At 34.0% G+C, this 12,889-nt stretch carries 10 protein-coding genes; 2 read left to right on the forward strand and 8 right to left on the reverse strand.

The genetic code is table 11. The features are described from left to right. Positions 1 to 774: 774 nt before the first annotated feature. Complete coding sequence (locus tag QDN89_RS06895; RefSeq protein ID WP_280769378.1) at positions 775 to 1,653, reverse strand: molybdopterin-binding domain-containing protein; 879 nt, start codon at positions 1,651 to 1,653, stop codon at positions 775 to 777. A 292-nt stretch (positions 1,654 to 1,945) separates the two neighbouring features. Here QDN89_RS06895 and QDN89_RS06900 point away from each other — a divergent pair, with 292 nt between their 5' ends. Further along, positions 1,946 to 2,530 (forward strand): biotin transporter BioY, encoded by a 585-nt coding sequence (locus QDN89_RS06900; protein WP_280769379.1) that lies wholly within the window; start codon positions 1,946 to 1,948, stop codon positions 2,528 to 2,530. A gap of 101 nt (positions 2,531 to 2,631) precedes the next feature. Here the strand turns inward: QDN89_RS06900 and QDN89_RS06905 are convergent, their stop codons facing one another. The 6 genes from QDN89_RS06905 to QDN89_RS06930 form a co-directional block, all read right to left on the reverse strand. Then, positions 2,632 to 3,975: a Na+/H+ antiporter family protein gene (locus QDN89_RS06905; RefSeq protein WP_280769380.1), complete on the reverse strand. Its 1,344-nt coding sequence runs from the start codon at positions 3,973 to 3,975 to the stop codon at positions 2,632 to 2,634. A 237-nt stretch (positions 3,976 to 4,212) separates the two neighbouring features. Next, on the reverse strand, positions 4,213 to 6,357 hold the full coding sequence (locus tag QDN89_RS06910) for an ATP-binding protein (protein ID WP_280769381.1): 2,145 nt from the start codon (positions 6,355 to 6,357) through the stop codon (positions 4,213 to 4,215). Positions 6,358 to 6,526: 169 nt separating this feature from the next. Further along, positions 6,527 to 7,582, reverse strand: coding sequence for a TRAP transporter substrate-binding protein DctP (dctP, locus tag QDN89_RS06915; protein ID WP_280769382.1), 1,056 nt, complete (start codon positions 7,580 to 7,582; stop codon positions 6,527 to 6,529). Between the two features lie 57 nt (positions 7,583 to 7,639). Then, complete coding sequence (locus QDN89_RS06920; protein WP_280769383.1) at positions 7,640 to 8,908, reverse strand: TRAP transporter large permease; 1,269 nt, start codon at positions 8,906 to 8,908, stop codon at positions 7,640 to 7,642. Positions 8,909 to 8,934: 26 nt separating this feature from the next. After that, positions 8,935 to 9,459 carry a TRAP transporter small permease gene (locus tag QDN89_RS06925; protein WP_280769384.1) on the reverse strand — a complete coding sequence of 175 codons (525 nt, stop codon included), beginning with the start codon at positions 9,457 to 9,459 and terminating at the stop codon, positions 8,935 to 8,937. Positions 9,460 to 10,008: 549 nt separating this feature from the next. Beyond that, positions 10,009 to 11,433, reverse strand: coding sequence for a M17 family metallopeptidase (locus tag QDN89_RS06930; RefSeq protein ID WP_280769385.1), 1,425 nt, complete (start codon positions 11,431 to 11,433; stop codon positions 10,009 to 10,011). Positions 11,434 to 11,636: 203 nt separating this feature from the next. Between QDN89_RS06930 and QDN89_RS06935 the strand changes: the two genes are divergently transcribed. Further along, positions 11,637 to 12,113 (forward strand): divergent PAP2 family protein, encoded by a 477-nt coding sequence (locus QDN89_RS06935; protein ID WP_280769386.1) that lies wholly within the window; start codon positions 11,637 to 11,639, stop codon positions 12,111 to 12,113. Positions 12,114 to 12,184: 71 nt separating this feature from the next. Here QDN89_RS06935 and QDN89_RS06940 read toward each other — a convergent pair whose 3' ends face one another. Next, positions 12,185 to 12,889, reverse strand: a complete 705-nt coding sequence (locus QDN89_RS06940; protein WP_280769387.1) for a 3D domain-containing protein — start codon at positions 12,887 to 12,889, stop codon at positions 12,185 to 12,187.

Here is a 12,889-nt window from a genome sequence, read left to right on the forward strand (position 1 = left end):
CAGCGTTCGTCCTGAGCCAGGATCAAACTCTCCGATAAAGTATGATGACTTTTCATCAAGTTTGATGTCCATGACATCAAAACCAAACTTTCGTCTGGCGTTTGTCGAATGTTTCCATTCAACGATTTGTTTCTATTGACGGGATATTTTAAAATATCCCACTTCGCTTGGCTTCTTGTTTAGTTTTCAAAGGTCAATTTGTTGCTAATGTCGTTTTTGGCGACTTAATTAATATAACATAATGTCACTGATTAAGTCAACAACATTTTGTTTTTCTTTCTCGCTAATTAAGAGTAAATGAAATCTTCGTCTCGTTAGCGACAAAATTTATTATATCAAGATAATGATGTCAATGCAATACTTTTTATTAAATTTTTATAAATAAATCGTTTTGCATGTACAAATATCTTGTTCGCTATTTACTGCGACTTGACTAAGTATATAGAGACAATCCCTTATCGTCAATACTTTTTTTAAAAGTTCTAAAAAAAGTATTTCTAATTAGTAGCCTAAGTTTTGATTTAACTGTTTATCGAGAAAAGAGGTGATCATATTTAATACAACGAATGAAATTATTTACGTTTCATTTCTAAACTTATAACAAAAAATGTCGCGAATAAATTCGCGACATTTCATTAAATGATCATTATTACTGTAGTCCTTAAAAAACTCACTTTTCAATCTCCTCCGTTAATTTTGAAGAAGCATCCTTTAGCTTTAACAAATAAAAATCTCATGCATAGAAAATCCAAAACCTATATGTCATCGTTTAATTTATATATTAATGGAAGGAAGAGGATCTACATCAAAATAATCGGCAAAATCCCAATCATAAAAACGTACATTCGTTCGGTTTGTCTCATCTTTCAATAATAAAGGAGATAATTTATCAAGAATAGGTAATAAAACTTCTTGCTTAGGTATTAGCGTGTGTCTCGTATCATCTGATAATACTGCAAATGATTTCTCAAATGGTCTTTGTTCATATGAGATAGGAATAAAAGTAAATTCACCAATATTCTCATCCAACGCTGGAATTAAACTAATAGCACGAGCAGTTTGTATCGCAAGCTCATTTCGATCATCCGCATTTAAAGCCAACCATTGATAACTTTGCTGAGACGATTGCATTTCTTCATATAATATTTTTATATTATTCTCAGAGAGGCCAGTCTCTTCGGAAACCGCAATTAGAGAGTATTCTCTAACCATCTGTTTAAAAGCATCAAACGTTTTGTCTTTCTCAGATATATAGGAAGGAGTTAATTCTTTTACGTTTAAAACATAATGAAAATAACCTAGAGCTAAAAAACCTTCTGTACTTTTATTTATTCGAAATTCGTTAATGCCTTTAATCCCTATATCTTCTCTACCACTATAAATTAAATGAACGTTCTTTTTTGCTTCTTTCCATTTTCTAATCCTATGTTTTAATGTAGTTATATGTTCTTCTTCATTTACCCATATAAAAACATCTTCAGCTTGATTAATAGGAAGAATATTGGAATGGGTAGGATAAATCATTTGAATCACTTCTTCTATATAATTGGAAGTCGTTGACATATCAGTTTTTTGTTTATTTTCTATATCAAATGTTAATGAATGGTTTAGCATTTTTTCAACTAAGTCATTGTTTGTCTTAACACTAATCATCATTATTCTCCTTTCAGCCTCGCATTGTTCATAGATTCACATAAATAACGATTAATGAATGTCTATTCATAATTTCTTATTCATATATTAACACGTGTAAGCTTGTTGTAACCCCATGAAAAATGAACGGTGTGTGAATTTAAAATAATTATTACTAATTAATTTCCGCCCAATGAATTTCACATTCTAACGTTAACCTATTTAAAAATCATGTTGACAATATAAACGTTCACTTTTATGATAATGTTAACTTAATAAATTTAAAGTTAACATTACAAAGGGGAATTGTTTTATGACTAATTCAAATCAGTTTCAAATTATCGATTTAACGAAAGGAGCTTTGTTTATAGCTTTAATGGCTATAGGAGCAAATTTAGCTGCTTTTATATCGATAGGCACCGTACCACTTACCTTCCAAACAGTTATTGCTATTTTAGCTGGTATTCTTCTTGGTAAAAAACTTGCTGCGTTTGCAATGTTAGGTTATCTTTTAATTGGTCTCATCGGTGTTCCTGTGCTTGCAGGGTTTACAGGGGGCTTTCATATCATTGCATCTCCAACACTTGGATTTTTAATTTCTTTTATAGTTTTAGCTTATGTTGTTGGTGCTATAGTGGAGAAAAATCCTCACCATCTTTTTACGATATATAAAGCTTGTTATATTGGTCTTCTGATTAATTATCTAATTGGTGTTCCATATTTATATTTCCACAGTTCAATCATCCTTGGACTTGATAATGTATCATTTTCTGCTATTGCCATAGGTATGACCGCTTTTTTTATAAAAGATATAATCTTAGCTACCTTTACTGCAATCTTAGCACCTTTAATATTGAGAGCTGTTAATAGAACACCTCAACTTAAACAAGTATCTTAAATTAATTGAAAATCCACACAGTAAACTTCCTAATTAGTAATGCAAAAAAGCAGACCTTCAAAAGGTCTGCTTTTTTCATGTACCGCTAAATCATTTACCAATTATAAAATGATCGCAGCGATCCAACCGAAAATTAATAATGGAATGTTAAAGTGTAAAAACGTCGGCACACACGTGTCCCAAATATGGTTATGTTGTCCATCCGCATTTAATCCAGCGGTTGGTCCAAGTGTACTATCTGATGCAGGAGAACCTGCGTCACCTAAAGCACCTGCGGTTCCAATGAGAGCAATCGTTGCCATAGGAGAGAAACCAATCGCCGCAGCTAAAGGAACAAAAATAGCCGCAATAATTGGAATCGTCGCAAACGACGAACCGATTCCCATTGTGATAAACAAACCAATAATAAGCATAACAATTGCAGCTAATGCTTGATTATTCCCCATCCAACCTGATGTTGAATCAACTAAAAGTTCCACATGCCCAGTTTCTCTTATAACTTCCGCAAAACCACCTGCTGTAATCATCACAAAACCAATAAATGCAAGCATCTTCATTCCACTGGTCATCAATTCTTCTGATTGATTAAGAGTGAATTCCTTCTTTATATGAAGATATCCGAAATACACATACAAAATAATTAAACCAGTTAATGCACCAAACACCATTGAGTCCGTCTGAAGTTGAGCAACTAAAACGGTTATGATTGCGATAATTCCAACGATCACTCCAGGAAATGAATAATTGTATGATGGCGTTTCTTGATTTGTCGTTAATTCTTTTTGTTTATAGGAGCGATTTTTCCGATAACTAAAAAATACAGCAAAGAACAGACCGATAAGCATCCCTAATACTGGTAGGATCAACGCTTGTGGTACCATATCCATTGTTATTCCCATGCCATTCTCCTCCATATTTGTTACAACGATCTCGTGGAAGATAAGGCCAAAACCTGCAGGTACTAAAATATATGGTGCCTTTAACCCAAATGTCAGTGCCGTAGCAACTGCTCTTCTATCAAGAGCTAATTCATTAAAAACTTTTAGTAGAGGCGGAATTAAAATTGGGATAAACGCAATGTGAACAGGAACAACGTTTTGGGAAAACGATGCTACTATAGCAATTACAAATAATAAAAGCACTTTAGTCATCGTTTTTTTGCGTCCTTCTCCTTCTTTACCTACAATTTTAATTGCTATTTTAACCATTAGATTTGGTAATCCTGTATAACTAATAGCGACGGCAAATGCACCTAACATTGCATAGCTCAATGCAACACTAGCATTCGCTTCTAATCCGCCTGTAAAAATATCAATCGTTTCTGTAATAGATAATCCAGCGGTCAATCCTCCAACCATCGCCCCACCAATTAAAGCAATTACAACGTGAATCCGCATTAAACTTAGAATAATCATAATTAGAACAGCTACAATAACAGCATTCATATTTTTAACTCCTTCACTACTTTATTATGGTACATCGATAACGTATGAAAACCTTATTTAATTTATCATTATCTTAAAGTAGTGTCAATATCGTTTTTTAAAAGTTTCAAACGAATGACTAGGGACTTCTAATTATCGTTCGATAATGGTGAGTCTTATCAGCCCGCCTATAAATAATCAGAAAAACCTAGCTTGAGATAAGCTAGGTTTTTCGTTCGAAAACTTGTTCAACTAAGTTTATTTATTATTAATTGGTAAGATGATATCAACCGTTGTTCCTTGATTCTTCTTACTTGAGAATTTTATCTTTCCATTGTGCTGTTCTATTATTCGATAGCTAACCATTAGACCTAAACCTGTCCCTTTTTCTTTCGTTGAATAGAAAGGTTCCCCTAAACGCTCTATCCGCTTTTGCTCAATTCCAATCCCTTCGTCAATAAAACGAATAAGAATCGTTTCTTCATCATTTTTCTTTATTTGAACAACGATTTGACCACCGTCAATCATAGATTCCATTGCATTCTTTAAAACATTTACAAACACCTGTTTTAACTGATTCGTTTCGCACCATATGTCGGGAATATTCGAATCAAATTCAGTGAGGATTTCAATGTTGTTTAAATTTGCTTGTGATTCTAATAAGTCAATAATCATTTGACAAATCTCTCTGACGTCTTTCATTTCAGGATTTTTTGCTTGTGGTTTTGATAGAACAAGCATTTCGTTAATAATTAATTTAATGCGTTCTATCTCCGATAACATAATGTCAAAGTAGCGTTCATCTTTGTAGTTAGGTTTTAGAAATTGTAAAAATCCTTGAATGCTCGTTAAGGGATTTCTAATTTCATGAGCAACTCCAGCAGCTAATTCTCCAACTACAGTAAGTTTATCCGATTTTCTAATAGTTTCTTCTACTAATTTCCGTTCCGTTATATCGTTGGACACACATAAAATATGAACGTCGTTAGATTCAACTAATTGAAGTGGAATTTTTGTTGTCTGTACCCATTTTATTTTCCCGTTCTGGTCTACTAATACTTCCTCATCAACGTGTTTTTCCTGAAGTGTTTCCATCACTAATTGATCTTCTTGAAGGTGTCTTTCGACTTGAACTAAGTCTGAGTTAAAATCTTTTTCAGATTTATTTAACATCTCATCGACGCTTGTACCATAAAAAGTAGCAATGGATTTGTTCACTAACGTATACTGCCCTTTGCTATCTTTTACATATATAAAATTAGGACTAGTATCAAGAACTTTACGAAGAAATTCCTTCTGTTCCATTAAGAGTTTTTCTTTTATTTCAATATTTTCTTTTGCACCTTCTATATATTCAGCCATTTCATTAAATCTTTGGGATAGCTTACCAATTTCACTGTTATTTATCTGTTTACCAGTTATACGTTCATTGAAATTCCCTTTAGCTACCTGACCTACAGCTAATTCTAATTCTTTAATTGGCTTAATGATTTGTTTTGTATACAGTGCTGTTAAAACAGATAATATGAAGAATAACAATAAGGATAGAAAAAATAAAGTCTCTTGAAAAGTCTTAAAAAATACTTTTGTCGTTGAAACAGGAACTTGTGCAACAACGCCCCATTCAAGCGTTGGAATGTATTTATAGGATGCAAACATTGAACCGTCTCTCCTGTCGATCACTTCTTCAAATCCTGATTTTTCATCTAATACCTTTTGAACGACTGGGTTCGAACTTCTATTCTCTCCAATTCTTTCTGGTGAGAGATGTGAGATAAGTGTCCCCTCGCTGTCAACAATATAAGCGTGTGCATCACCAATTTGAAGGTTTTTAATGACTGAATTAAAAATTGGGTTCTCTCCAATTCGGATGATTAAATTTACAACACGAAGAACTTCATCCTCATCGTTTAAAATTGGAATAGCAACAACGACAACAAATCGGTTAGTAACAGCTGAAATGATATTACTAATATAAATTTCTTTTGTCGCTATCGCATTCTGTACATAGCTCCTATCTGCAAAATTTTGGTTTTTTAACACTTCTTCTAAATCGCTTGGATAATAGCCTGTAATTTCTCCATCCGTCTCTACAATTGTTGAACTATCTACAAATGAAGAATAGTTTACAACCTTTTCTATTTGATCACTTAATTCATCGATCTCTCCATCTAAACTCTCGTTCTGAATTTGTGTCCCTAGTTCTTGTAATTCAAGCGTTATATTATGTATTTGATCGTGCAACCTTATGACTGTTTCATCTGTAATATCTTTATATGTCTCTTTTGCTAGTTTTGGTAATGCTGTTTGCGACATAAAAAATACCAAACCTAATATTGCAAAGATGATGAATAAGTTGATTAAAAAAATTTTCCAAAATAAGAATGATCTCAGTGTGTTCAAGTAAAGCATCTCCTATAACTATTTATAATTCTTAATCATTCTATCACAAAGTTAAACGATTTTTACTACATTGTTACCATGCTTTTTTGAATGATATTAAATAATTTCACCTCGCTAAATCAAAAAAGCTGGGAGATAATCTCCCAGCTTCCTCAACCATTAACACCTATTACTGTGCTGCATCAATTTCGTCTAATAACATATCTAGAATTCGTCCTGCATCTTCTCCATTATTTTCACGGAAGAAGTCACGAACTGGTAGTGCTAAATCACGGAATTCTTGACGCTCATCTTCAGAAAGCTCATAAACCTCTGTTGGATTTTCTTCGTCTTCTTCAATGACTGTTAAGAACTCTTCATTCATATCATCTTGTAGTTGATAGCCTACTTCACGCATTTCTTCAACTGTCTCATCAATCATTTCTTGAACATCTTCAGGAAGTCCATTATAAAATTCTGTGTTAACAACTGTCATCGCTACATAGTTGTTATGATTTGAAATCGTCATATGATCTTGTACTTCATGGAAACCAGCATTTTCAATAAAGAAAATTGGGTTTTCTTGACCGTCAACAACACCTTGATCTAGACCAGTGTAAAGCTCGCCCCAGTCCATTGGAGTTGGTTCTGCACCATAAGCCTCATAGGAAGTATTAATTAGAGGTGAATTTTGAACACGAATTTGGAAATTTTCAAAATCAGCAGGTGTTCGTAACTCAGAGTTACCTGTCCACTGCATCGCACCTTCTGTCCAATACGCTAGTGGCGTCATATCATGTTCTTCGTATTTCTCACGAAGCTCTACATTTAACGCTTCACTTTCATTTAAAATTTGTTGTGTTAATTCAATATCATCTGGGAACAAAAAGTGTAGAGCAAAGATTTGAGCTTCTTCAACCATTGTTCCAGTGAAACCAGGAGATACAATACCAAACTCTGTTGAACCCATCATAAGTTGTTCTGCTTGGTCCACACCGTCACCAAGACCACCGTACTCGTAGACAGTCATCTCAATATTACCTTCTGACTTTTCTTCTAAACGCTCAGCAAATTCTGCTGCATACTCATACTGAACTTCTCCTTGCATTTCTTCAGTAACAAAATCCCACTGATATTCAGGATCTCCTCCATCAGCACTGTTACCGTTGTTGTCTCCTCCACACGCTGCTAAAACCAAACTTAAACTTACAGCTCCACTAACTAATAATCCTTTTTTCTTTAACATATCTAATATTACCCCCAAAATTTTTTTATATTTAAAGGAAATCTCTAACTATTCGAATTATCTTATTAAGAATAGCGAAATATCCTCAAACAATATGACTAAAATGGCGACGACGACTAACATTACAATATACGGCGGTGTTCCTTTAATAACATCTAAATACGATTTATTAAACACCGCACTTGCGGTAAATATATCGACCCCAAATGGTGGTGTTGCTGATCCAAGAGCTGCTTGGAATACAACAACAACGCCTAAATGCACTGGATCAACTCCCGCTGCGGTTGCTACTGGTGCAAATATTGGCGTTAAAATTAATATAACGACAATAGGATCAACAAACATACATCCAATAAAGAAAAATAAAGCAACAATAAACAATACAGTTAATGCTGTTGGATCTGGACCTAACACTGCATCTGTTAATGTATGCGGAATTCTCGCACGATTAATAGCTACAGAAAATGCTTGACCTGCTGCTACTAAAATAAATACAGCTGATGTAACAAGGCCTGTTGACAATGCTATTTTTGGTAAGTTCTGGATTTTTATAGATCGAAATACGAACACTTCTAAAATGATTGCATAAAGGACTGAAATCCCCGCAGCTTCAGTAGGAGTGAAGTATCCCATATAAATACCACCAACGATAATTAATGGAAAACCAAGTGGTAATAATGCCTTTCTAGTAAGAAAAATCCTTTCAGACCAAGTTGATCTTTCCACTCTAGGAATGTTATAGATTTTTGCATGAATAACAGCGTATGCTGCAAAAAATAGAAATATTAAAATTCCTGGTCCAATTCCCGCAATAAATAAATCTCCTACAGAAGCATCTGCTACTAATGCGTATATAATCATTCCAATACTAGGTGGGATTAATAACGCAATATCACTTGAGTTAATAATAAGAGCAATTGCACTAGAATCTTTATAACCTAGTTTAAGTAGTTTCTTACGCATCGGCGTTCCAACAGCTACTACCGTTGCTTGTGTGGAACCTGATATAGAACCAAACAATGTACAAGCTGCAGCCGTTGTAATAGCATATCCACCGCGCATATGACCTACGAAGGAACCTACAAAATCTACCAAGCGGTTTGAGGTTTTTCCTGTAGACATAATATCAGCCGCAAAAATAAATAACGGTACAGCTAATAATGAATAAGCAACTATCCCTGTTCTCATTTGTTGAATTAGGATATAAGGATCGATATTACCAAGGTAAAAAAAGACTAAAACCATTGCCCCTGCTGTTAAAGGGACCATCATAGGAAAACCCATGACCAATAACACTACCATGACTATTAATATTGTCCATTCCATTGATTATATCCTTTCATCCTTTATTTTTATTGTTCATCATAATCCTTTTTATCTTGCGCTAAGTAAACTTCTTCATTAACTATGTTCACCCACATGTTTCTAAGAAACTGAATTCCACCAAGAAAAAATCCAATCGGCATAAACATAACCATGATCCAATACGGTATTTCTAGTGAAGATGTTACTCTCGTTTGTCCAACAGTGTATTCGTATGCGTAATAACTTAAGACGAATAACATAATCGCAGTAACCAAGGGGTTAATAATAGATAACGCTTTTTTTATTTTTTTAGGTGCCATGTCGAAGAAAGCTGACATGCTAATATGTCGTCCTTTTCTTGCTGCGTAGCTAATACCCATAAACGTAGCCATAATAATTGCAATCTCACTAATCTCTGCAGCAAATCCCCAACTACGACCAGTTATTTGACGAACAACAACATTTCCAAATGTCATTACAGATATAATAATGATTGCCCAGCTAAGAATGAACGTTTCAAACTTAATTAGTAAGGTATCTAAAAAACCAATAATTTTTTTAAGTACGCTCAACGTACATACTCCTCCTCGTTCGGATTACGAACTCTTCACTATGAGTTTCCCGTTTTTATAGTAGGCATTTTATTAAGATGAAAGATGTAAAAATATTCGTTATTAACTTTCTCGATCATTTAAATGAAAAGGTTCTAGTTATTTTTTACCTTGCTTTCTCGAGTTATTGGCGTTATCCCCCCCCTACATCAAATATTTTTAATATTGTGAGATAGGTATTCATCCATTGTTAAACGATAAAATAACGAAAGAAAACAAAATAATACTTTTTTTAAAGAATAAATCCTGTGTGTTGACGATTTTTCTCGATTAGGGTGCTATTAAATATCATAATGCAATCCTACTTTAAGCTCAAAACTGATAGAGTAACAAATACACTAATATAGACTTGTTTACAACTGTGATGTGCTATAAGCTTTAGACAATGGCTTTATCCTCTTTACAACTGTAAAATAGACTTAAATTCACAGACCCCACCATGATTTACTTTTCCCATAAGGACTAATCGTTAAACACATTTTTGTAGATTTGATCGGCTATTTCACACAATCAACCCACTGTTTCGCTCGACAACTCTAGCAGTAATGATACTAGAAAGTCAGTTTCTTCCTTAATTGAATAATGATCGTTTACCTGCCCCTTTTGCAAAAAAGTGTCTAGTGTTTCTACATGAAACCACGGTGTAGGTAAGGCCCACTTACCTAATTTAAACAATTCTTCTATTTCTCCTCTAGGCTCACGTTCCCCTGATAGATCAAATGGAAGTAACCATGAGCGCTTAGAAGCATCACCATCTCTTCTTTGGAATTTCAGCTGGATCTTTTCATCATTTGACATAACCAGTGAATACCTATCTCCTAATAAAGAAGTTATTTGAGGTGTGAAAGAAGCTAATGTAACAATTTCCGAAGCTTTTTCTTGCTTTGCAAAGGTAATCGTATCACTTAGTATTGCAAGAAGTTCTTTCCTAGGTGAGTCTTTAAATAGTACTTCTCCGTTCATCAACCTAATATGTTCCTTTTCTAAAAAGTCACTACTACTTGTAATTGGACATAATATAGTAATAGGAATTCGAAGATCCCTCATACAAATCTGTTCAAAAACAAATAAAGCAAGAAGTGCTCCTAATCGATCAGGGTAAATAAGTTGAATATCTTGTTTATTATTTCTTATACGTTTAACTTTTTGATTTATTCCTCCAACCCCTATTAGAAAAAGATTTGTCCCTTTATCCTTCACTTGACTTGGGTTATAAGTTAGTTTTACTAACCTTGGTTTTTCTTCTATTTCAACAGAAGAAGAAATTCCTCCCATTCCTAATGATTGAAGGTCATGTTCGTTAAAAAAATCCATTTCTACGTTCTCAAGTTTTGGAAGTCGTTTAAACATAGACATCATTTCTTCTACACTCATTAGTACATTGGGAGATTCGAGAATTCTTTGATATGCACTGTTTTTTTCGGATAGATATTTCTCGACAGACAGAATTCTATTATATAAATTTGAATTGTCTTCTTCATCGTCGAAAATAAACGACGGTTCAATTTTTGTTCCATCTAGTTGCTCAACTGAATAATAACCAGAAATTATTTTTTTAAATTCTTCTAATTTTTCTTGTCTTCCGTCATTAAAAGACATCCAAAAAAAAGTCAACTTCTCTAAACGGTCTTTTGATGTCCGTTCTGCCAAAACCTTTCCTATATATGTAAACAGATCTGACTTCTTATGCCTTCTACCTAAACCGACAACGTATATACACTCAACTCCACTCTTCTCTTTATATACTGGCAAAGTATGTATGGAACCGCCATTTCCCCAATTCTGGTGAGATTGAAGCCATTGTGCAATCGGCACATCTAACTTTTCTTCTATCCAAGTATATAATTCGTTATCCATTTTTTCGCCTAAAAAACGCCCAATAACAATTCCTTGTCTATTATTACTATTTAAAACGTGATCGTATGATTTCATCATTATTTATGCTCCCCTTTCACAGAATAAGTGTTATTCTTTATGCTTATATTTGTAGAGGCGTTATTTTTTCTGTTTCTAAATTAATCTCTTCCAATTCGATGTTATGTAAATGATTAGCTGGGGAATGGTATGTTATAATGAAGGATACTACAAAATATAATATATGAATACAAAGCAAATTGAAGAAAGGATACAAATTACGCATGGAATTATTCACTAATTTCCCTTTATGGGCCGCACTTTTTGCCATTGGGTTTGCCCAATTTATTAAAGTACCATTGCAGTTCGTTGCTTCTAGGAAGTTCGACTGGACTCTGCTTACAAGTACAGGTGGCATGCCTAGTTCTCATTCAGGTGCTGTGACAGCTCTTTCCACGGCTATCGCATTAGAGCATGGAGTAGACTCTCCTTTATTTGCCATTTCCGCTATTTTTGGAATTATTGTGATGTTTGACGCAACTGGTGTGAGACGTCACGCAGGAGAACAAGCAACTGTAATAAATCGCCTTGTTACGGATTTCAACAAAGCTGTAGCTGAAATGAAACATTGGCCAGAAAAAAAGGAACAAGAAAAACGTAAAGAATTAAAAGAATTACTCGGCCATCAACCGATCGAAGTTTTTTTCGGTGGATTATTAGGAATCATTCTGGCGTTCACTTTACACGCGTTGATCTTTTAATGAATAGCTAATTTTTAACTTTCTAAATTCACAAAAAGTTGCTGATGGATTTCTCCAATCAGCAACTTTTTTTATGATGCACGAGCCGATGTAAATTGATTACGATAGCTTTGAACTTCTTCTGCTTCATTTAATTTCATTAAATCTTCATCTGTTATTTGTCCATTTCCTTCTTCAACGACAAATACTTCAACCGTTTTTTTCCCCCATAAATTAAAAACATCTTCAACAGTCTCATAATATAAATCAATTTTATTACCTTTAATTGCCGAGCCAGTATCAGTAACCACCCCATATCCATATCCTGGTATAAACAGAATCGTTCCAATTGGAAATATATTAGTATCTGCTGCAATGGTAGAATACAGGTCTCGTTTCACTTTCACTCCAGAATAAGTAATTCCGTACAATGGGTCTCCTACTTCTTTTCCAGTGGATTCTTTACCGGCAGTGTAGCCAGTAGCTATCACTTCTTTAGTAGGATACTTTGACCAATCAACCGTTTCTTCCACTTGTTTAGGTTCTTCCGCTTTATTTTGTTGGTTTAGAGAAATTAACGCTTCTTTTTTAAACTTTCCTTTTTCATTCAAATTATTTTCATCTAATGAAGTGTTCAATTGAGCTGAGGTCTCATTTGTAAATAACTCATATTCCATCCACCAGTCCTTTATCTGTTCTCCTGATAAGTTTGTTATATTCAAGAAAGTGACAACTATCGCACCAACGAATAATGCAAAAATAACGAATTGTTGAATTAGTTTTTTTAGAAAAATCAT

It is taken from the genome of Salipaludibacillus daqingensis (assembly GCF_029891575.1).
Taxonomy (GTDB): domain Bacteria; phylum Bacillota; class Bacilli; order Bacillales; family Salisediminibacteriaceae; genus Salipaludibacillus; species Salipaludibacillus daqingensis.